The sequence below is a fragment of the Streptomyces sp. NPDC037290 genome (genome assembly GCF_055603245.1).
Map to the genome: position 1 here is coordinate 653,968 of NZ_JBVJVZ010000003.1, position 20,188 is coordinate 674,155.

General features: G+C 73.6%; 22 protein-coding genes. 9 read left to right on the forward strand and 13 right to left on the reverse strand.

Going from position 1 to position 20,188, the window contains the following annotated elements; all coding sequences use genetic code 11:
• Positions 1-45 precede the first annotated feature (45 nt).
• Positions 46-705: a DUF4230 domain-containing protein gene (locus ACZ7HQ_RS13700; RefSeq protein ID WP_470988279.1), complete on the forward strand. Its 660-nt coding sequence runs from the start codon at positions 46-48 to the stop codon at positions 703-705.
• On the opposite strand, the gene ACZ7HQ_RS13705 is transcribed toward ACZ7HQ_RS13700, so the two are convergent.
• Genes ACZ7HQ_RS13705 through ACZ7HQ_RS13730 form a run of 6 tightly spaced genes read right to left on the reverse strand, consistent with a single transcriptional unit; the run spans position 706 to position 4,490 of the window.
• Positions 706-2,478 carry a complex I subunit 5 family protein gene (locus ACZ7HQ_RS13705; protein WP_470988282.1) on the reverse strand — a complete coding sequence of 591 codons (1,773 nt, stop codon included), beginning with the start codon at positions 2,476-2,478 and terminating at the stop codon, positions 706-708.
• Positions 2,478-2,825: a sodium:proton antiporter gene (locus ACZ7HQ_RS13710; protein WP_470988987.1), complete on the reverse strand. Its 348-nt coding sequence runs from the start codon at positions 2,823-2,825 to the stop codon at positions 2,478-2,480. Before ACZ7HQ_RS13710 ends, ACZ7HQ_RS13705 begins: the two co-directional genes overlap by 1 nt.
• Before the next feature lie 8 nt (positions 2,826-2,833).
• A complete protein-coding gene (locus tag ACZ7HQ_RS13715) occupies positions 2,834-3,568 on the reverse strand; it encodes an MnhB domain-containing protein (RefSeq protein ID WP_470988286.1) in 735 nt (244 codons plus the stop codon).
• Positions 3,565-3,825, reverse strand: a complete 261-nt coding sequence (locus ACZ7HQ_RS13720; RefSeq protein ID WP_470988289.1) for a Na(+)/H(+) antiporter subunit B — start codon at positions 3,823-3,825, stop codon at positions 3,565-3,567. Before ACZ7HQ_RS13720 ends, ACZ7HQ_RS13715 begins: the two co-directional genes overlap by 4 nt.
• 21 nt (positions 3,826-3,846) lie before the next feature.
• Positions 3,847-4,299, reverse strand: a complete 453-nt coding sequence (locus ACZ7HQ_RS13725) for an MrpF/PhaF family protein (RefSeq protein WP_470988293.1) — start codon at positions 4,297-4,299, stop codon at positions 3,847-3,849.
• Positions 4,296-4,490: a hypothetical protein gene (locus ACZ7HQ_RS13730; protein WP_470988296.1), complete on the reverse strand. Its 195-nt coding sequence runs from the start codon at positions 4,488-4,490 to the stop codon at positions 4,296-4,298. The genes ACZ7HQ_RS13725 and ACZ7HQ_RS13730 overlap by 4 nt, the downstream gene beginning before the upstream one ends.
• A gap of 241 nt (positions 4,491-4,731) precedes the next feature.
• Between ACZ7HQ_RS13730 and ACZ7HQ_RS13735 the strand changes: the two genes are divergently transcribed.
• Positions 4,732-5,409 carry a VanZ family protein gene (locus ACZ7HQ_RS13735; protein ID WP_470988299.1) on the forward strand — a complete coding sequence of 226 codons (678 nt, stop codon included), beginning with the start codon at positions 4,732-4,734 and terminating at the stop codon, positions 5,407-5,409.
• A gap of 101 nt (positions 5,410-5,510) precedes the next feature.
• On the forward strand, positions 5,511-6,740 hold the full coding sequence (locus ACZ7HQ_RS13740) for an RICIN domain-containing protein (RefSeq protein WP_470988303.1): 1,230 nt from the start codon (positions 5,511-5,513) through the stop codon (positions 6,738-6,740).
• Positions 6,741-6,749: 9 nt separating this feature from the next.
• On the opposite strand, the gene ACZ7HQ_RS13745 is transcribed toward ACZ7HQ_RS13740, so the two are convergent.
• A complete protein-coding gene (locus ACZ7HQ_RS13745) occupies positions 6,750-6,995 on the reverse strand; it encodes a hypothetical protein (RefSeq protein WP_470988308.1) in 246 nt (81 codons plus the stop codon).
• 174 nt (positions 6,996-7,169) lie between these two features.
• The gene (locus ACZ7HQ_RS13750; protein WP_470988313.1) at positions 7,170-7,958 is read right to left on the reverse strand and encodes an SDR family oxidoreductase; all 789 of its coding nucleotides are present in this window, start codon (positions 7,956-7,958) and stop codon (positions 7,170-7,172) included.
• A 104-nt stretch (positions 7,959-8,062) separates the two neighbouring features.
• Here ACZ7HQ_RS13750 and ACZ7HQ_RS13755 point away from each other — a divergent pair, with 104 nt between their 5' ends.
• Entirely contained in the window at positions 8,063-9,103 is a 1,041-nt protein-coding gene (locus tag ACZ7HQ_RS13755; protein WP_470988316.1) for a PHP domain-containing protein, read from the forward strand.
• Positions 9,104-9,154: 51 nt separating this feature from the next.
• Positions 9,155-9,811: an HAD family hydrolase gene (locus ACZ7HQ_RS13760; protein WP_470988319.1), complete on the forward strand. Its 657-nt coding sequence runs from the start codon at positions 9,155-9,157 to the stop codon at positions 9,809-9,811.
• Between the two features lie 155 nt (positions 9,812-9,966).
• Here ACZ7HQ_RS13760 and ACZ7HQ_RS13765 read toward each other — a convergent pair whose 3' ends face one another.
• The gene (locus ACZ7HQ_RS13765; RefSeq protein ID WP_470988322.1) at positions 9,967-10,845 is read right to left on the reverse strand and encodes an alpha/beta fold hydrolase; all 879 of its coding nucleotides are present in this window, start codon (positions 10,843-10,845) and stop codon (positions 9,967-9,969) included.
• A gap of 177 nt (positions 10,846-11,022) precedes the next feature.
• Here ACZ7HQ_RS13765 and ACZ7HQ_RS13770 point away from each other — a divergent pair, with 177 nt between their 5' ends.
• The gene (locus ACZ7HQ_RS13770) at positions 11,023-12,054 is read left to right on the forward strand and encodes an SDR family oxidoreductase (RefSeq protein ID WP_470988325.1); all 1,032 of its coding nucleotides are present in this window, start codon (positions 11,023-11,025) and stop codon (positions 12,052-12,054) included.
• 35 nt (positions 12,055-12,089) lie between these two features.
• Positions 12,090-12,272 carry a hypothetical protein gene (locus ACZ7HQ_RS13775; protein WP_470988331.1) on the forward strand — a complete coding sequence of 61 codons (183 nt, stop codon included), beginning with the start codon at positions 12,090-12,092 and terminating at the stop codon, positions 12,270-12,272.
• A 244-nt stretch (positions 12,273-12,516) separates the two neighbouring features.
• Here ACZ7HQ_RS13775 and ACZ7HQ_RS13780 read toward each other — a convergent pair whose 3' ends face one another.
• Complete coding sequence (locus ACZ7HQ_RS13780) at positions 12,517-13,809, reverse strand: ROK family protein (protein ID WP_470988336.1); 1,293 nt, start codon at positions 13,807-13,809, stop codon at positions 12,517-12,519.
• Positions 13,810-13,952: 143 nt separating this feature from the next.
• The gene (locus ACZ7HQ_RS13785) at positions 13,953-17,129 is read right to left on the reverse strand and encodes a bifunctional cytochrome P450/NADPH--P450 reductase (protein ID WP_470988339.1); all 3,177 of its coding nucleotides are present in this window, start codon (positions 17,127-17,129) and stop codon (positions 13,953-13,955) included.
• A 265-nt stretch (positions 17,130-17,394) separates the two neighbouring features.
• Between ACZ7HQ_RS13785 and ACZ7HQ_RS13790 the strand changes: the two genes are divergently transcribed.
• On the forward strand, positions 17,395-18,036 hold the full coding sequence (locus ACZ7HQ_RS13790; RefSeq protein WP_470988344.1) for a PAS domain-containing protein: 642 nt from the start codon (positions 17,395-17,397) through the stop codon (positions 18,034-18,036).
• Here ACZ7HQ_RS13790 and ACZ7HQ_RS13795 read toward each other — a convergent pair.
• Positions 17,970-18,923 carry a DUF3626 domain-containing protein gene (locus ACZ7HQ_RS13795; RefSeq protein ID WP_470988348.1) on the reverse strand — a complete coding sequence of 318 codons (954 nt, stop codon included), beginning with the start codon at positions 18,921-18,923 and terminating at the stop codon, positions 17,970-17,972. The two genes, ACZ7HQ_RS13790 and ACZ7HQ_RS13795, sit on opposite strands and share 67 nt — an antisense overlap.
• A gap of 83 nt (positions 18,924-19,006) precedes the next feature.
• On the opposite strand from ACZ7HQ_RS13795, the gene ACZ7HQ_RS13800 reads away from it, so the two are divergent.
• Positions 19,007-19,501 (forward strand): FBP domain-containing protein, encoded by a 495-nt coding sequence (locus ACZ7HQ_RS13800; protein ID WP_470988353.1) that lies wholly within the window; start codon positions 19,007-19,009, stop codon positions 19,499-19,501.
• Positions 19,502-19,551: 50 nt separating this feature from the next.
• Here the strand turns inward: ACZ7HQ_RS13800 and ACZ7HQ_RS13805 are convergent, their stop codons facing one another.
• Positions 19,552-20,157 (reverse strand): TIGR03086 family metal-binding protein, encoded by a 606-nt coding sequence (locus tag ACZ7HQ_RS13805; RefSeq protein ID WP_470988355.1) that lies wholly within the window; start codon positions 20,155-20,157, stop codon positions 19,552-19,554.
• Positions 20,158-20,188 lie beyond the last annotated feature (31 nt).

The window sequence follows — 20,188 nt, forward strand, 5'->3', positions numbered from 1 at the left end:
GACCGTTCGGCGGGCATCCGGAGAGCAGGAAGGAGGACCGTCGCGATGACGACTTCCGTCAGGCGCCTGCCCGGCTGGGCCAAGGCCGTCGGCGCGCTCGTCCTGGTGCTCGCCGTGCTGTTCGCCGGAATCCGGCTGGCCGTACTGCCCGGCATCAAGGACCTGTTCGGCACCGAGACGCACGACCGTTCCGGACCCGCACTCCTCAAATCCATCCAGGACATGAGCCGTTACGACGCCGCCTCGGGCAACTTCCAGGTGGTGGTCGATCTGGAGAAGGACGCGAAGTTCCTGCCCGACGCGATCCGCGGCACCCGCACCCTGTACGTCGGTGCCGGGACCGTGGACGCGTACGTCGACCTCGGCCGGGTCGGCGCGAGGGACGTGTCGGTCAACGGCGACCGTACGTCCGCCACGCTCCGGCTGCCGCACGCGCGGCTCGGCAAGCCGGCCCTCGACCCCGACCGCTCCTACGCCGTGTCCAAGCAGCGCGGACTGCTGGACCGGCTCGGCGACCTGTTCTCGGACAATCCGAACAGCGAGCAGGCCGTGCAGAAACTCGCCGTCCGGCACATCGGCGACGCGGCCAGGAGCAGTGGGCTGACCGCCCGCGCCGAGACGAACACCACCGGCATGCTCCAGGGGCTGCTGCGCTCCCTCGGCTTCACGGAGGTGCATGTCTCCTACGGCACCTCGACGGGCTGATCAGCCGCCCAGCACCCCCGGCAGGACCAGCGCCCCCAGCACCGTGGCGCCCATCAGCAGCCAGGCCACATAGTCGCCGACGTGGCCGGACTGCAGACGCCTGAGGGGCCGGGCCCAGTCGGGGGCCGCGGTCCAGTGCGGGCGGGTCACGGCGAGCCCGGCGAGCGCCACGGCCAGAGCGGCGGAGGCGAGGCCCAGCAGGATGCCGGGGAGCGCCCAGTGGACGGAGGCGTGGGCGCCCCCCGAGCCCGCCTCGTTGACCGAACGGGCGACCAGGTCGCCGAAGCCGGGGCTCACGCCGACGGCGAGGGCGGCGGCGAGCAGCACGGCCGGCACCGTCGTCATGGTGTCCGGGATGCGGCTGAGCAGGCCGGTCGTCTCGGGCTGCTCACCGGATCCGCTGGTCTCGAGGTCGGAGTCGGCGTCCTCGGGGCGCGGTCCGAGGCCGAGGAAGACGCGGGCGGTGACGCGCAGGACGGCGCCGGCGGTGATCGCGGAGGCGGCCACGTAGACAACGGTGAGCGGGCCGCCGACCGTCTCCTCGGTGACCGCCTTGCCGAGCGCGGTGCCGAACGGGGGCAGGCCGGCGAGTGCGAGGCCGCCCACGGCGAACATCACCCCGGTCGGGCGCAGTTCGCGGGCCCGGCCGTGCAGGGCGTGCTCGTCGACGCTGCCGTACCGGTCGAGCAGCACCCCCGCGCAGGCGAACAGCGCGGCCTTCACCCCGGCGTGCCCGAGCAGGTACAGGGCGACCCCGTCGTCGCCCTCCGGGGTGAGCACGCCGAGGCCCACGAGGAACAGACCGGTGTGGGCGACGGTGGAGTAGGCCAGCAGCCGTTTGATGTGCCGCTGGTACCAGCACATGACGGCGCCGGTCACGGCCGTGAGGGCGCCGAGGGTCACCAGGGCCCGGGTCAGGTCGGCGGCGGGGATTCCGCCGGGTCCGGCGAAGACGGTGCCGTACACGCGCCAGACGCCGTAGGCGCCGAGTTCGACCATCACGCCGGACAGCAGCATGCAGACCGGGGTGGGGGCGACGGCGTGCGCGTCCGGGAGCCAGAAGTGGAAGGGCACCGCGGCCGCCTTCACCAGCAGTCCGGTCAGGACCAGCACGAAGGAGGCGAGGACCAGCGCGTCCGGCCCACCGTGTCCCGCCGCCGTGTCCAGGCCCCGGCCGATCTTCGCCATGGACAGCTCACCGGTGCGGGCGTACAGCAGGCCGATGCCCATGAGCATGGCGTACGCCCCGAGGGAGTTGACGACGCCGAAGGTCAGCGCGCCCTGTACGGCCTTCGCGTCGTCGATGCGGTACCCGGTGAGCGCGTACGCGGTGACGCTCATCAGCTCGAAGAACACGAACGCGTTGAACAGGTCGCCGGCGATGGCGAACCCGCACATGGCGCCCTGGAAGGCGAGCATCAGTGCGGTGAAGGCGCCGCGGTGGCCACGCGGGGGCTCGTCGAAGTAGCGCCAGGAGTAGGCGAGGGCCGCCAGCGTCAGCAGGGAGACCAGCGTGGCCATGCCGAGGGCGGGGCCGTCGCCGACCACGACGATGCCGACGCTCTCACCGCCGACGGGCAGCCAGCCGCCGACCCACTCGACCATCGGTGGCGAGGAGTTCAGCAGCAGGACGAGCGCGAGGGCGGCCGTGCAGCCGGAGACGACGAAGCCGGTGATCTCGGCGGCGACCCTCGGCAGACGGCGGCCGACGGCCACCAGCAGGGCGGCGCCCAGCAGCGGGATCGCGACGAGCAGCGGGAGCAGATGGTGCATCAGCCGCGCAGCTCCCGTAGTTCGTCGGGGTCGACGGTGCCGTGCCGTTTGGCGATCTGCAGGACGAGGGCGAGCAGCAGCGCGGTGACGGTGGCACCGACGACGATGTCGGTGAGGGTGAGCGCCTGCACCACCGGGTCGACCACGGGCCGTGAGCCCGGCGTGAGGTCGGAGAAGACGGGTGCGGTGGCGCCGTCCTGGTAGCCGACCGCCAGCAGCAGCACATAGGTGGAGGACTGGCAGACCGCGAGACAGCCGACGGCGTGGATGAGGTTGCGGCTGGTGGCCAGGCCGTAGCAGCCGGTCAGGAAGACGTAGGCGGCGACCAGGTAGGGAAGGACGTGCATCACGGTACTCAACTCCCGTTCTCCTCCTCGATCTCGACGGCCTGGTCCAGGAAGTTCGCGAGCAGCACGACGACCGCGCTCGCCACCTCCATGCCGATGGCCGCGTTCAGCAGGGGGACGGTGCCGCCGGAGGACAGGGTGTTGAAGGTGCCGTACGGCAGCGTGTTGGCGAGGAACGCGGTGCCGGCCAGGACTCCGGCGGCGCCCAGCACGAGGTACGAGGACACGGCGAGGGCGTCGGAGATCTCGTACACGGCGAGCGGGCGGACGTGTTCCAGTGCGCGGTAGTCGGCGCCGAGGTAGAGCAGGTGCAGGGCGGTCGCGGCGACGACCCCGCCCTGGAAGCCGCCGCCGGGGCTGAGCTGGCCGTGGGCGATGACGTAGAGGCCGGTGACCAGGGCGACCGGCAGCACGAGCAGGGCGTAGCGGCGGACCGGCCGGGCCACCTGGGCCGGCTGGGGACTGGCCCAGTGCTCGTCGCGGGCCTGGCGCAGCAGCACCACGCAGCCGAGGACTGCGGCGAACAGGATGCTCATCTCGCCGAGGGTGTCGTAGGCGCGCTGGTCGAAGTTGACCGAGGCGATGGTGTTGGCCGTGTGCCGGCTGAGCGATGCGTGCACGGCCCGGACGCCGTAGGGGTGGCTGCGGCCGCCGAAGCCGGGCAGGTCGAGACAGGCGGCGACGAGCAGGGCGGCGAGGCCGGCGCCGCCGGCGGCCAGCAGGACGAGTCGCAGCCGGTTCACCCCGCACCGTCCTTCGAGCGGCCGCGGCGCCTGACCTTGCGCACGCACAGCATGATCAGCAGCGGGGTCAGCGCGGAACCGACGGCCAGCTGGGACAGCCCGACGTCCGGCGCCTGCAGCACCGTGAACAGCGCTGCCAGCACGGACCCGAGCACGGACAGCACCAGCGCCTGGCGGGCGGGGTCGCGCTGGACCACGGCCGCGGTGGCGGCAGCGGCCATCAGCAGCAGGGCGACGACGATCACGGCATCGTTCACGCGGCACCTCCCCAGAGCGTTTCAGCCACCCCGCACCCCCCGGAACCCGCCGGACAGCGCACGGGAGGCGATCACGTTGCCGGCGATCAGCAGGGCCCCGATGACCAGGAGCTTCACCATCGCCCGGCCCGGGCCTGTGGCGACGCACACGGCGGCCACGACCGCCGCGCTCAGTCCGGCGGCGGTCCAGGTGAGGCCCCAGGCGCTCGGCCGTCCGCCTTCCAGGTCGTCGGAGAGGAGCCGGGCGAAGACGAGTGTGCCGACGGGACCGAGCAGGGCCAGCAGCAGGGCGAGGTCGACGTAGGACGGGCGGCCGTAGCCCTGGGAGAGCAGCAGCAGGGCCGGGCACACGGCCGACGTGGTCATGTTCTGGGCGACGACCCGGCGGGAGGGCGGACCGGTGGTCACGCCCCACAGGGCGGCCGCCCCTCCCCCGCCCAGTTCGACGGTCGCCGCGAGGATCCAGCCGTTCACCGCCAGGTCACCGCCCGCCGGCCGGCCCGGGCGAGCAGCGCCCCGATGGCCGCTGCGCTCGCTCCCACGATCCGTTCCAGGGTGTCGACCGACGTGATGAGCACCAGCCACAGCAGCGCCAGCGCCCCCCACCAGGCCAGGAGTTCACCGAGGGCGACGAGGACGGTGCGCGGAGCCGTACGCCGGGTCATCGGCCACCTCCTCGGTCCGCTCTGTACGTGTGTGCGGCGATGCGCCCGAGTCGCCGCTCGGGGCATCCAAGCACCGCCGGGCCCGTGGCGGGGCGGCGGCACGCGGGTCCGCAGCCGGAGTGCCCCGGGAGCGTGAACGGAAACGCCGCCGTGCGCCCGGAGCCGCCCGGGCGGGGGCATCCCGGGCCGGCTGCCGGGTAACCGGCTTACGGCATGGGGAAGTTCGAGTCAGGAGGAGCACATGGCCCGCACCGTCCCGCATCTGCCCGCCGCCCTGCGCCTGCCGGGTAAACGGGGCCTGCCAGGGAAACGGGACCTGCCGGGTGAACGGGAGCGGACCGGGCCGCGACGGCCCGACGACCGCAGGGGCCGTCTCCTCTCCCGGCTGCCCACCGCCCTGCGCCCGACGGGGAAGCGGGAGCAGGGCGAACGGGCCCGTCCGCCGGCCGAGCGGCACGCGCTCGCCCTGCCCCTGCGGCTGCTGGCGATGCTGGTGGCCTTCGTGTGCATGGTGGCGTTCGCCGCCGCGCTGGCCCGCATCACCCTGGAACCGTCGCCCGCGTCGGTGCATCTGACGCACAGCAACCTGCGCCCGGGCCACTCGCTGCGGGCCTACGTGGAGCAGGCGCGGACGGCGGACGCGGTGCGGCAGCTCGGCGGGAACGTGCTTCTCGGGGTCCCCTTCGGGGTGCTGGTGCCGGTTCTCGCGCCACGGGCCCGCGGCGCGCTGCGAGTACTGGCGCTCACGGCGCTGGTGATGCTGATGGTGGAGCTGGCGCAGGGAGCGCTGGTCACCGGGCGGGCCTTCGACATCGACGACGTGCTGCTCAACACGGGCGGGGCGCTGCTCGGCTGGCTGCTGGTGGGGCGGCGGCTCGGACGAGCGGTGCACCGGCGCGTACGCCGCCCCGCCGACTGACGTGCCATCAGTAACAGGTCCCTGCCAGAGTATTGACGCCCTCTTATCTCACTCCTTAAATCAAGAGGCATCTCATCACCCCCCACGCTGATCGGAGAGCCATGGCCTCCCCACGCCTGCTCCGCAGATGTCTCCTCGCCGCCCTGTCCGCCGCGCTGGTCGCATCCGCCGCCGTCGGCCCCGCGCGGGCCCAGGCCACCGCGCCGGCGGCTGCCACCACCTTCTCCGACACCTTCGACGGGCCCGCGGGCTCCCCGGTCGACTCCTCGAAGTGGACGCAGGAGACCGGCGACAACGTCAACAACCACGAGCGCGAGTACTACACGTCGGGTACGAACAACGCGGCCCTGGACGGCCAGGGCCACCTGGTGATCACCGCCCGCAAGGAGAACCCGGCCGGCTACCAGTGCTGGTACGGCAGCTGCCAGTACACCTCGGCGCGGCTGAACACGGCCGGGAAGTTCGAGGCCCGCTACGGACACGTCGAGGCGCGGATGAAGATCCCGCGCGGGCAGGGCATGTGGCCGGCGTTCTGGATGCTCGGCACGCCCGTGAACTGGCCGGACTCCGGGGAGGTCGACGTGATGGAGAACGTCGGCTTCGAACCCTCCACCGTGCACGGCACCATCCACGGCCCCGGCTACTCCGGCTCGGGCGGGATCGGCGCGGCCTACACCCTGCCGAACGGCCAGGCCTTCGCCGACGCCTTCCACACGTTCGCCGTGGACTGGGCGCCCGGCTCGATCACCTGGTCCGTGGACGGGAACGTCTACGAGCGGCGCACACCCGCCGACCTGAACGGCAAGACGTGGGTGTTCGACAACAAGCCGTTCTTCCTGATCCTGAACCTGGCCGTCGGCGGCTACTGGCCCGGCGACCCGGACGGCAGCACCCGGTTCCCGCAGCAGCTGGTGGTGGACTCGGTGTCGGTGACGACGAGCGACAGCGCGGCCGGGGTTCCCCTGCGCGGGCTGGCCGGAAAGTGCGTGGACGTGGCGGGCGCCAGCTCGGCGAACGGCACCCCGGTCCAGCTCTACGACTGCAACGGCACCGCCGCGCAGACGTGGACCGTCGGCTCGGACGGCACCGTCCGGGCGCTCGGCAAGTGCCTGGACGTCACGGGCAACGGCACGGCGGACGGCACGGCCGTCCAGCTGTGGGACTGCACCGGCGGCCCGAACCAGAAGTGGACCGTCACCGGGGCGCACGACATCGTCAACCCGCAGGCGAACAAGTGCCTCGACGTCACCGGGAACAACTCGGCCAACGGGACACGGCTGCAGATCTGGACCTGCACGGGCGGCGCCAACCAGAAGTGGACGGTCGGCTGAGCCGTCGGCTCAGTGCAGCTTCCAGGTGTACTTGTCCCCGCCCACGAAGCGGACCACGTCCGGGTCGTCCAGGTCGTGGATGGTGATGCCGTAGGACGCGGCCGCCTCCAGGACGTCGGTGACGGTCCTGGCCTCACCGACCACCTGCCCGTCGATCTGCATGATCCGGAACGGCGGCTCGCCGGGCCTGCCCGGGCACACGCCGAGGACCAGTATCCGCGGGTGGGAGATGTGGGGAGCTGCTTGTTCGGTCATGTCATCGAGGGTAGAACGCATCCCGCCCCGACGGGTCATCCGTGGGAGTCGCCGAGGAGACCGAGGACCGCCGCCTCGACGGCTCCCCGCGTGGCCGGGTGCCCGGCGTTCCCGTGTTCCCCCAGCCCGGGTGAGCGCGGGGGCGCGGGTCACGCCCTGTTCGAACAGCCCGGCTCAGGGACGCCGCCAGTCGTCACTGGTCAGGTGTGAACCGGCCTGCGGGCCCATGCGGAGCATGCCGCCGTCGACGCTCCAGGAGGCGCCGGTGACGTACGAGGCCTGCGGGCTCGCCAGGAAGGCGATCACCGCGGCCACCTCGCGGGCGTCGCCGGGGCGCCCGAGGGGCACACCGGGCCGGCGCTCGGTGTACACGTCGGTGTCCTCCTGGCCGGTCATCGGCGTGGCGATCTCACCCGGCGCGACCGCGTTCACGGTGATGCCGTACTCGGCGAGTTCCAGCGCCATCACCTGCGTGAGCAGGCCGAGTCCACCCTTGGCCGCGCAGTACGGGGCCGCGCCGACGCGGGGCTGGTGCTCGTGCACGGAGGTGACGTTGACGATCCGGCCGCCGTCGCCCTGCCGGATCATCCGGCGGGCCGCGCGCTGCCCGCACAGGAACGGGCCGACCAGGTCGACGTCCAGGACGCGGCGTACGTCCGCCAGGGTGAGGTCCAGGTAGGGGGTCATGGTGCCCGTACCGGCGTTGTTGACCAGCACGTCGACACGGCCGAGTTCATCGCACAGCTCGTCCACGGTGTCGGCGGCCTCAGGCAGCCGGGTGAGGTCGAGCCGGGCCACGGCGGCGCGGCGGCCCGTACGGCGCACCTCCTCGGCCGTCGTCCCGGCGCCCTTCTCGTCGGTGTGCCAGGTGATGCCGATGTCCAGGCCCGCCTCGGCCAGGCGTACGGCGGTGGCTCGGCCGATACCCGAGTCCGCGCCGGTGACGATCGCTGCGCTGGGCATGGCCGGCCTCCCGGGGGTGGGTGTGGGCTTCGCAGTACCCGGGGGCGGGGTGGGCAAACGGGTTCCCCGCGCCCCCGGCCGGCATCCGTCGCACCCTGGGTTGCATGGAACCCGTGGCCGCACTCGACCGGATCGCGTTTCTGCTGGAACGAGCCCTGGCTCCCAGCTACCGGGTCAAGGCCTTCCGTACGGCCTCCCGGACGCTGGCCGCGCTGCCCGCGGACGAGGTCGCCGAGCGGGCCGCCGCCGGGACGCTGGAGGCGCTGAAAGGGGTGGGCCCCAAGACCGCGCAGGTGGTGCGGGAGGCGCTCGCCGGGGAGGTGCCCGGCTATCTGCACAAGCTAGAGGAGGAGGCCGGTACGGCGTCCCGGTCGGGCGCCGGGGCGGAGTTGCGGGCGTTGGTCCGCGGGGACTGTCACACGCATTCGGACTGGTCCGACGGGGGCAGTCCGATCGAGGAGATGGGGCGGGCGGCGGCCGCGCTCGGGCACGAGTGGACCGCTCTGACGGACCACTCCCCCCGGCTGACCGTGGCCCGCGGACTGTCGCCGCAGCGGTTGCGCGAGCAGCTGGAGGTGGTGGCGGAGCTGAACACGCGGTGGGCGCCGTTCCGGCTGCTGACCGGCATCGAGTGCGACATCCTCGAGGACGGCTCGCTGGACCAGGAGCCGGAGCTGCTGGAGCGGCTGGACGTGGTCGTGGTGTCCGTACACTCCAAGCTGCGGATGGACGCCCGGTCGATGACCCGCCGGATGGTGGCCGCCGTGCGCGATCCGCACGCCGATGTGCTCGGGCACTGCACCGGGCGGCTGGTGACCGGACGGGGCCGCCCGGAGTCGGAGTTCGACGCGGACGCGGTGTTCGCCGCCTGCGCCGAGTCCGGTACGGCCGTGGAGATCAACAGCCGTCCCGAGCGGCTGGACCCGCCGCGCCGGCTGCTGCGCAGGGCCGTGGACGCCGGGGTGCTGTTCTCCGTCGACACCGACGCGCACGCGCCCGGCCAGCTGGACTGGCAGATCCTCGGCTGCGCACGGGCCGAGGAGTGCGGGGTGGCCGCCGAGCGGGTGGTGACCACCTGGTCCGCCGACGAGCTCCTGGACTGGACGCGGCAGGGGCGGGTGCCGGCGCGGGCGACGGGTTCCTGAGCCGGCCGGCGTGGTACCCGGCTCGCATCAGGAGCCGGGGAAGGAGCCGGAATGGAGCGAGCCGCCGTCTTCGATGTCGACGGGACCCTCGTCGACACCAACCACCTGCATGTCGTCACCTGGTGGGAGGCCTTCCGCCAGGCCGGGCACGACGTTCCCATGCACGCGGTGCACCGGGCCGTCGGCCTGGCTTCCACGGACCTGATCGCCCACCTGCTCGGCGACGACCGCGACACGGACCGGGACGGCGAACTGAGTGCCGCGCACAAGGCCCTGTACGGCCAGTACTTCGACCGGCTGCCCGCGCTGCCGGGGGCCGGGGATTTGCTGCGCCGGCTGCACCGGGGCGGCTGGACGGTCGTCCTCGCCACCTCGGCGAGCGGCGCCGAGCTGGGCGCGCTGCGCCGGGCGATCGACGCCGACGACGCGATCACGGACACCGCAGGCGCCGAGGACGTGCGGGAGGGCAAGCCCGCGCCGGAGCCCGTGGAACGCGCCCTGGAGCTGGCCGGGGCCCCGGCCTCGCGGGCGGTGTTCGTCGGGGACACGGTGTGGGACATGCGGGCGGGCAGCAAGGCCGGGGTGCGGTGCGTGGGCGTGTTGTGCGGCGGGATCCCCCGGGCCGACCTGGAGGAGGCCGGGGCGGACGCGGTCTACGCCGACCCCGCCGACCTGCTCGAACGGCTCGACGGGAGTCCGCTGGCCTGAACCTGGCAGGGAGTGCTGCGGGTCACATGGCGCGCTGGAACACCACGGGGTGGTTGCCCGTTGAACCAATCGTGGGACCGTCGTCCGTGCCCACCACCTGACCGCCCCGGCCGTGATTCCCCCGTCACGGCCGGGGCTTTCTCCTGTTCAGCTGTTCAGTGGGCGTCCGCCGCGGCACCGGCCGGTACCGTGGCCCGGACGCGTCCGGCGTCGATGAACTCCCTGAGGTCCGCCGTGAGCAGTTCCGCGTGCGTGGCGAACAGGCCGTGCCCGCCGTTCTGGTACACCTTGAGCGTGCTGTCCGGCAGCAGCTCGGCCATGCGCGCACCGGTGAGCGCCAGCGGTGCGGAGGTGTCGTGGGTGCCGTGCACCACCAGCACCGGGACGCGCACCTCGGCGGCCTCGGCGGCCAGGTCGAGTGCGGCGACCACGGCCCGGACGCCGTTCGCGGCCCGCGCGGTGGCGCTCAGGCAGCGGTCGATCAGGTAGCGGACGTACGGCTCCGACATCCGGTTGCCGGGCAGATGGGCGGCGAAGAAGTCGTCGGCGAGCGCGGTGAAGTACGCGGCGCGGTCGCGCCGGAACACCTCGTCGTCGGCCTGCACGAGCGCCGGGTCCACCCCCTCCGGGACACCCGGCGAGCGCACCACACCGGGGGTGACCCCGGCGATCAGGGCGGCGCGGGCCACACGTGCACGGCCGTGCCGGGTCAGACAGCGGATCACCTCGCCGGTGCCGACCGAGTGGCCGATCAGGGTGACGTCGCGCAGGTCGAGGTGGTCGAGCAGACCGTGCACGTCGTCGGCGAGCGTGTCGAGGTCGTAGCCGGACCAGGCGTCGTCGGAGCGTCCGTGGCCGCGCCGGTCCAGGGCGACACAGCGGAAGCCCGCCTCCGCCAGGGGCAGCATCTGGTACTCCCACATCTCGTGGCCCAGATAGGCGCTGGCGACGAAGACCGCGACGGGCCCGGTGGCGGGGCCGTGGTCGGCGTAGTGCAGACGGGTACCGTCGACGGGGCTCTCGAAGTACGGCATGGGACGCCTCCTCGGGCGGTGGACCAGGTGCGACGCGGCTCGGTCGCGCTGACGTCCCCGATACTCCCCGGGTTCCGCCGACCGGTCGATTACCTGCCGCGTCATGCCCGGGTGTGCGCGCGCCCGGGCCCGGGTACCCGGCCGTCCGCCGAAGCCGTGGGCCGAGAGGAGCCGAGGGTGAGCAGCGCAGCGGGCAGCAGGGTCGTCGTGACGGGGGCCACCGGCAATGTCGGCACGAGTGTGGTGCGGCTGTTCTCGGCGGACCCGGGCGTGAAGTCGGTGCGCGGGCTGGCCCGGCGTACGCCCGAGTGGTCGCCGCCGAAGACCGAGTGGTCCGCGGTCGACATCGCCTCCGACCAGGCCAACCTCGCGGAGCGGTTCGAGGGCGCGGACGCGGTGGTCCATCTGGCGTGGGCGTTCCAGCCGACGCACGATCCGGCGGCCACTTGGCGGACCAATGTGCTCGGCGGCATCCGGGTGTTCGAGGCGGTCGCCGCGGCACGGGTGCCGGTGCTGGTGCACGCCTCGTCGGTGGGCGCGTACTCGCCGGGGCCGAAGGACCACGCGGTGGACGAGTCCTGGCCGACACACGGCTGGCCCGACGCCGCGTACTGCCGGGAGAAGGCCTATCTGGAGCGCACGCTGGACGTGTTCGAGCGGGACCACCCGGAGGTCCGGGTGGTGCGCATGCGCCCCGCGTTCCTGTTCAAGTGGGAGTCCGCGAGTGAACAGCGCCGGATCTTCGGCGGGCGTTTCCTGCCGGGTCCGCTGGCCCGGCCGGAGCTACTGCCGTTCCTGCCGGACATCCCCGGGCTCAGGGTGCAGGCGCTGCACACGGACGACGCCGCGGAGGCCTACCGGCTCGCGGTGGCCTCGGACAGCGCGCGCGGCGCCTTCAACCTCGCCGCGGACCCACCGCTCGACGCCGGTGTGCTCGGCGAGCTGCTGGGCAGCCGCCCGGTGCGGCTGCCGCGCGCGGCGGCCCGGTCGGCGATCGCCGCGGCCTGGGGGCTGCACCTGCTCCCGGCCTCGCCACACCTGTTCGACGCGGTGCTGCGGCTGCCGCTGATGGACTGCGGCCGGGCGCACGCCGAGCTGGGCTGGCGGCCGCGGCGCACGGCCACCGAAGTGCTGCAGGAGTTCCTCGACGGCCTGCAGAAGGGCGCGGGGATGGACACCGAGCCGATGCGCGGGCGCAAGGCCGGCTGACGCGCCGTGCCCGTACGGGCCGAGGGGAGTACGTCATGGCCACATACCAGGAACCCGAACCCGAACCGGGCCGCGACTCGAGCCCGGTGCCGAAGGACATGCCCGACCAGCAGGCGGGCGCCGGCGAGGACCCGTGGGAGGTCACGCCGGACGAGGAGCCCGAGGAGGAGGCGGCTCCCGCGGCGGACGCACCCGACGCGGACGAGCCGTCGGCCTGAGCGGCGCCGTCACGGCGCCCCGGCGGCCGAGAGCGGTGCGGCAGGCCGGCCGTCGGGCCCGGCACCGGCCGGTCACCGGCATGGGGCAGCGGCAGGATCGCCGCGGCGTCCGACCCGAGCCCCCCGAGTTTGACGGTCACCCGGTCGGCCGGATGCCGCAGCGTGCACAAGCGGCTACCGAGCCGCAGTCCGGCGCCTGCTCATGGCGCCTCGGCGGCCGAGAGCGGTGCGTCATGCTGGCCGGTCAGCGTGGCGTCCGCTGCCGAAGTGCCGCTCGCCACGCGGGCACGTTGTCCTCGGCCACCGGTTCGGGACGGCGGCCCCCGCTCGCGAAGAACTCGGCCAGCGGCAGGATCGCCGCCCCGACCGTCACCGCGTCCGGCCCGAGCCGCCCGAGCTCGACGGTCACCCGGTCGGCCGGATGCCGCAGCGCGTACGTCGCCGCATGGCGCCGCACCGCGGGCAGGAAGCGGGCACCGAGCTGCAGTCCGGCCCAGCCGCCGATCAGGATCCGCTCGGGCTGGAAGAGGTTGATCAGGTCGGACAGCCCGGCACCGAGGTACTCGGCGGTCTCCTCCAGGACGGCCAGCGCGACCGGGTCGGATGCGGCGCCCTCGGGCGGGTAGGCGGCGGCGAGCATCGCGGTGAGCGCCGTCTCCTCGTCGGTGTCCTCGGGCGGTCGTCCGCCCTCCTCCCGCCAGCGCGCGAGCAGCGACTCGGCGCCCGCGTAGGCCTCCAGGCAGCCGGGCGCACCGCACCGGCAGCGGCGCCCGCGCACCCGCACCGTCAGATGGCCCCACTCGACGGCCCGTCCGTGCTCCACCTCCGGCGTGACCACGCAGGCGCCGACGCCGGAGCCGAAGAGCACGACCACGGCGTTACGGGCGCCGCGTCCCGCGCCGAACCACATCTCGGCCTGCCCCAGGGTCTTGGCGCCGTTGTCGATGAAGTACGGGGTCTCCTCTGGGAGTCGGGAGGCCGAGCGGAGCAGCTGCTCCAAGGGGACCGCGTCCCAGCCGATGGTCTGGCCATGAACGACGGCGCCCCGTTCCGGGGTGTGCTCGACGATGCCGGGAACGCCGACGCCGACACCGAGCAGCCGGCCGGGCGCGGCCTGTTCCGCGCCGAGGACCTCGGCGATGCCGTCGCGGATGTGGCCGGTGATCACGTCGACGTCGTAGCAGCCCTGCGGGGTCAGTCTGCGTTCGGTACGGGCGAGTTCGGTCAGGGCCAGGTCGAACAGCTCGACGCGGACACGGGTTTCGCCGACATCCACGCCGATCATCTGTCCGCTGTCCGGGGCGACCCGCAGCAGGGTGCGGGGCCGGCCGCCGTCGGAGTCGACGCTGCCGGCCTCCTCGACCAGGCCGTCCGTGATCAGGTCGGCGACCACGTTGCTGACCGAGCCGCTGCTCAGGCCGGTGGCGGGGCCCAGCTCGAACCGGCTGAGGGGACCGTCGAAGTACAGCTTCTGCAGCACGGCCGTGCGGTTGCCCCGCCTGAGATCACGTACCGTGCGCCCGTTGCGCGCCGCCATGCGGCTCCCTTCACGAACCGTGTCCGACCTGCAACATACCCCTTCAGCCGAGCGGAATGCGAGATTCTCACAACCCTTAGTTCACGATCTGAGCTAAGGGACGGTGCCCCCAAGGGGCGCGGGGCTGCCCGCGCCCCGGGCACTCACCCCGCGTACACGTCCTCCACGTAACGCCCCTGAGCGATCAACGAGTCGAGCCACTGTGCGGCGGCATCCGCATCGGCGCCGGGAGCGTGCTTCCGGTACAGCGCGCGGAACGCCTCGCGGACGCCCGGTGCCATCCGGGCGCCGTCGCCGCAGACGTAGACCCGCGCACCGGCGCCCAGCAGCTCCCAGACCTCGTCGGCTTCGGCGGCGATGCGGTGCTGCACGAAGGCGGCGCCGTTCTCGGGGGCGGCGCTGAAGGCGGGGCGCAGCGAGACCGCGCCGGCCGACTCGGCGGCCCGCAGTTCCCCGGCGTGCAGGAAGTCGCCGTCGGGGGCGTCGCAGCCGAAGTACAGCAGCGCGGGCGGGAGTACGCCGCCCGTGGTGCGGGCCGCCACCCGGTCGGCGACGGTGCCGCGGAACGGCGCGAGTCCGGTACCGGCGGCGACCATCACGACCGGTGCCGAGTGGTCGATCCGGAAGGCCTCGCGGCAGGGCTGGACGCGGGCGTGGAGGGTGTCGCCGGCCTTGAGGGTCGCGAGGTGGCCGGAGCCCGTGCCCCGGTAGCGGCCCTTTCCGGAGCGGGCGGGGGCGTCGAGGACGGAGACCATGAGGTCCACGTGGCGCGCGTCGACCGCCGGTGAGGAGGACACCGAGTAGTGGCGGGGCCGCAGCGGGGTCAGCAGGTCGAGCAGGAGCGGCCAGTCCAGCGCACCGCGCAGGGCGGGATGGTCCTCGGCCAGCTCCAGCAGGGTGCGCGGGTCGTCCTCGCCCAGCGCGGCGAGAGCGGCACGCTCGGGCGGGCACGGGTTGGCCCCGGCGAGCAGAGCCAGCTGCCGGGCGGTCGGCCGCTCCTGCAACTCGACGTGGTGGGCGAGGAGTTGACGCACGGACAGCGGACGGTCCACGGCGAGGCCGTCGCGCCGCGGGCGGGTGGCCCGGATGTCCAGGACGGCGTCGGGTTCGAGGCCGAACGCGGCGACGGCACGGTCCACCAGGTCGGGGGAGTTGACCGGCAGCACGGTCAGGTGGTCGGCGGTGCGGTAGGTGACGCCCTCGGGCAGCGCGATGCGCAGGAACCGCTTGGTGCGCGGGTGGTCCGGCGCGGTCAGGTCGTACGCCTCGGTCACGGTCATCGGCAGCAGTTCGTGCCGCTCGGCGAGGGCGTCCAGCGGGCCGCCGAGGGTGCGGACCTCGTAGGCGTGGGCGGGCTCCTCGGCCGGGGCGCCCGGCAGGGCGTCCGGGTCGCCGTACTCGGCCAGGAGCGCGGTGCGCAGCCGTGCGGTGAACACCCGGACGGCGCCGGCGAGATCACCGGATGCGTCGGCGGCGGCCCGGTCGGTCAGGCGGGTGGCGCCGAGTTCGGCGAGGCGGGCGTCGATGCGGGTGGGGACGTGCTGGTAGGTGGCGGCCCAGTTGCGGTCGCCGACGCCGAGGACGGCGTAGATGACGCCGGTCAGGTCGGGGGTGCCGTCGAGCCAGGCGGTGAAGGCACCGGCGTCGTCGGTGGGGCGGCCGTTGTAGGAGGCGGCGGTGATGACGACGGGCCGGCCGGTGGGCAGTCCGTCCGCGTACGCGTCCAGGGCGGCGACCTCGGTGGCGCAGCCCACGGCGGCGGCCTCGTCGGCGAGCTGGGCGGCGAAGGCGCGGCAGGTGCCGTAGTTGCTGCCGTGCAGGAAGAGGACGCTGGTGCCGGAGCGGACGCGGGCCGGGAACGCGTCCGTGGCCGGGGTCTCCGCGTCCTGGTGGGCGGCGCCGCCGGGCAGCACGGCGTGGACTCGGTCGGCGGCGGTGCGCGGGGTGAGCGTGAGGGTGAAACCCTCCGGCTTGAGGGTGAGGGTCTCCTTGACGGTGAGCCGGTAGTCGGCGTGGTCGTGCAGCCGGTAGCGGTGGACCAGCATGGCGAGCAGCATGGTCGCCTCGTGCAGCGCGAACTGCCGTCCGATGCAGGCGCGTTCACCGGTGCCGAAGGGCTTGAAGGCGTGCACCGGGCGGGCCGCCTCCGCCTCGGCGGTGAACCGCTCGGGGTCGAACAGCTCGGGGTTGTCGCCCCACACGGGCTCCCGGTGCAGCATCGGCGTGACCACCGTGACGGCCTGGCCGGCGGCGAGCGGGATCCGGCCGCCGAGCAGGGTGTCCTCGCGGGCGTGCCGGCTGAAGGCGGCTGCCGTCGGCCACAGCCGCAGGGCCTCGTTGAGGACCTGGCGGGTGTAGGTGAGCCGGCCGATGTCGTCGTACGTGGGCTCCGGATCGGCCGCGCCGCCCCACAGCGCATCGGCCTCGCGCTGCACCAGCCGGAGCACGGCGGGGTGCTTGGCGAGGTAGTACAGGGCGAAGGACATCGCGCCCGAGGTCGTCTCGTGACCGGCGATCAGGAAGGTGATGACCTGGTTGCGGATGTTGGCGGCGTCCAGGGTGGTGCCGTCGGCGGGGTGCGGCGCGCTGAGCATCAGCCCGAGCAGGTCCTCGGCGCCGCTCTGGTCGGTGCCGGTGCGGGAGGCGATGACGTCGTCCACGACCCGGGCGAGGTGGTCGGCGTCCGTCCGGAAGGCCGCGTCGGCCGCGGAGTGGTCCTGGCCCGGGATGCGGGCCAGCCGCGTCATGCTCCACTCCAGGCAGCGGACCATCGACTCCACGAAGGGGTGCGGCTCGCTGCGCTCGAAGGAGCCGAAGTCATAGCCGAAGCCGGCCAGCCCGATGGTGTCGAGCGTCATCCGGGTCATGTCGTCGGGCACGTCGACGGGCCGCCCGTCGCGTGCCGCGCGGTCCCAGGAGTCGATGAGCCGGCGGGCCACCCTGAGCATGACCGGGTGGTAGGTGCGCATCGAGCCGAGCGCGAAGGCGGGCATCAGGATGTCGTGCGCCTTGGCCCAGTTGGGCTCGTCGTTGTACGCCGTGAACAGGCCGTCGGCGGCGAAGGAGCGGACGTTCTCCAGCGCGGGCCCGACGTGCTTGGCGAACCGCTCCTCGTCGGCGAGGTCCGCGACCAGGCCGGCGTCGGCGACGAACAGCACGTCCCGGCCGTGCAGCCGCCGCACCAGGACCGGACCGTGGGTGCGCATCAGGCCCATGACCTGCTGCAGGGGGGTGCGACCGGGGCCGGTGGCGGTGATGTCGACGACGGGGACGCCGGGCAGGGTACCGGCCGGGTCGGGGTGCACTGCGGTGGGGGGCATGGCGCGACAACTGCCTTTCGCGGTGGCGGAGTACTCGTGGTGACGGAGTACCGGCGGTAACGGAGGACTCCGTCCAGGGTGGTCGACCCGCGGGGTGTACTCGTGCCACCGCACTACACGTTCGCGCAGTCAAAAATCGGTTACGGGGCTTGCGCCGAGGGTGCGCCGGGAGCCCGGGGCAGGCGCCGGCGTGCTGTGTGGTTTGCCGCTGACCTGGCTCTTCGTCTTGGATGAGGGTGCTGGCTCGGCACTTCGGGAGGTAGGCGTGGACGCGGGGCGGACCGATGGGGTCGTGTGGCGCAACCGGGCCCTGACGCTCTTCGACCGGGTGTCGGTCCCGGTCGCGGTGTGCGACGTGTACGGCCGGGTGGCGCTGGCCAACCCGGCGATGGCGGCGGAGTGCGGTACGACGCCGGGGCGGCTGCGCGGGCGGGACGTACTGGAACTGTTCCGTCCGCAGGAGGCCACGCAGGTGGAGCGGATCGCGCAGGCACTGCGGCTGCGGCACCGCTCGCGCTACGAGGTGTCGGTGCGCTGGCGGGCGCCCGGCGGGGCCGAGCGGTTCGGGGAGCTGACGGCGGATCCGGTCAGCGACAGCGTGGACGAGACACCGGCCCTGCTGGTGATGCTGCGGGTGCGGGGCGAGTGCGCGCCGCCCGAGCCGGAGCCGGTGCGGGTCACACCGGTGGAGGGCCTGGTGCTGGCCCTGCTGGCGGGCGGCGCCACCACGGCCGGCGCCGCCCGCGAACTGGGTCTCAGCAAGGACGGCGTCACCTACCACCTGCGCCGTCTGTCGGCCCGCTGGAACGCCTCCAACCGCACCGAACTGGTCGCCCGTGCCTATGCGTCGGGGGTGCTGACTCCGGGGGTGTGGCCACCGGAGGCGAGAACGGCGGAGCCGGGATGAGACGGCGCGGCGTGGGCGGTGCCCGCGCCAGGCGGGGCGCCGAAGCGCGCCAGGGTGTGCCAGACCATCTTGAGGTCCTGGAGGTCGTACCGGCCGGTGCGGGCCGCGTCGCCGATGACCCGCGGGGTCAGCAGACCGCGCTCGGCGATCCGGGCGCCGAGGTCGGCGTACCGCGGCCCCCGGTAGTCGGCGTGCCGACGCAGCTCGGTGACGGTGAGCCGGTATCCGGGATGCCACTCGGACGGGAAGGGCAGGCTCCGGGCCGCCGCCTCCACCGCGGTGCCCCGGTAGCTCGCGTCGAGCACGAGCGCCTCCACGTCCCGCGCCAGCAGCACACCGGCGTGGACATGGCTCTCGACGTAGTCGTTGAGCGCGTCCTGCTCGTCCGCCTGGGCGAGAGCGATCAGCGGCATCGCGGCGGCCACACCGAAGTCGGTCGGTCCGGCCGCGCTGTCGGGGTAGCAGAAGGTGGCCCGGTCCAGGACCGCTCCGGCCAGCCTGAGGTGCGAGGAGCCGAAGCGGGGAGCCGCTCCGACGGCCTGCCGGCGGAAGTTCAGCGCGCCGTACAGCGGGCGCTCGGCCGGAGCCGCGTCGTCGTACGCCCCGCCGAAGATCCGGCTCTCCCACCGGGTCCGGTCGCCGCCCGGATGCGCGGTGAGGCCGCCGTTGCTGGTGCCGGTGACGTACTGGGAGTGGTACGCGCCGTCCCGGGCCAGTGCCTCGAGGATGGGCAGTCCCCGGGAGACCCGGTCGGGATGGAAGTTCAGGGTGATGCGCAGGCCGGGGTCGAGCGGCGGGCCGGACACTGTGCCGGCCACGTGGTCCAGCGCCCGTCGGGCGCGCGGTGGCAGCCCCTGCACAGCCGTCGGCCCAGTACCGAAATCCATTGGCCCACCCTCCCCTTGGCTACCTACGCTAGCCGAAAACCTAGACATCCTAGGTTTCAGTAGCGCATCGAAAGGCCTCCCCCATGAGATCACTCACCGAGCAGGACATCCGCAACTCCTTTATCAACTGCTCCAAGGGGGAGGCCAGGCGGCTGGCGGTGCCACGGGACCTCGGTGAACGCCCCTGGGACGACCTGGACTTCCTCGGCTGGCGGGATCCCGGGGCGCCCGACCGCAGCTATCTGGTCACCGAACGGGACGACCGGCTCATCGGCGTCGCCCTGCGGTTCCAGGCCGCGCGGCACGGTTTCCTGCACCGCAGCATGTGCTCGGTGTGCCTGACCACCCATCCCGGCGGCGGGGTGACACTGATGGCGGCACGGAAAGCGGGAGCGGCGGGTCGCGAGGGCAACTCGGTCGGCCTGTACATGTGCACGGACCTGGCCTGTTCGCTGTACGTGCGGGGCAAGAAGGTGCCCGAGTCCGGGGCCCGGTTCGAGGAGAGCCTGACGGTGGAGCAGCAGATCGCCCGTGCGACGGGCAATCTGTCCGCGTTCATCGACAGGCTGGGTGCCTGACGGCGCCGTTCACTTCATGGCGCGGAGAGGGCGCCCGGCGGCCCTCGTCGTCAGGGGGCCGGAGGTGCCCACTCCGGGTTGCGGCCGAGGAAGGCGAGCAGGGTCGCCGCCTCGTCCAGGGGACCGTCGGGCGTGAGGGCGGGTGCGAAGACGCCGTACTCGCGCAGGCGCGGGACCAGGTGACCGGCGGCCGGTCGCAGGCCCGCGGCCAGCGCGGGAGCGAGCGGGCGGTCCTGGCCGGTGGCGACGGCGATGTCCCAGGCGTGCACGGCGGCGTCCAGTGCGCCCGCACCGGCGGCCAGCGGCAGGGGCAGCGGGCCCAGCGGCGTCGGCACGGACTCGGCGGCGGGCAACCGCGCGTAGGCGTCGGCCACGGCGTCCAGGACCTCGTCCAGCTCGGCCACCGGATCGCCGTGGAGGGCGTCGGCCGGCTGGAACGGGTCCTCGCCGGGCCGGTCGGCGGCAAGCGCGAGAGCGTAGGCGTGCTGGTCGATCCGCGCGTGGTTGAGCACCTGCCGCACGGTCCACTCGGAGCACGGCGTCGGTCCGCCCCAGGTCTCCCGGGGGACCGACGCGACCACCTCGCGCAGATAGGCGTGCGCCTGCTCGAGCACCTCGACACCCGCGCCCTTCACGGCTCCCGCCTTCAGCCCCATGTCCGCATCCTTCCGTGACCTTGCGGCGACC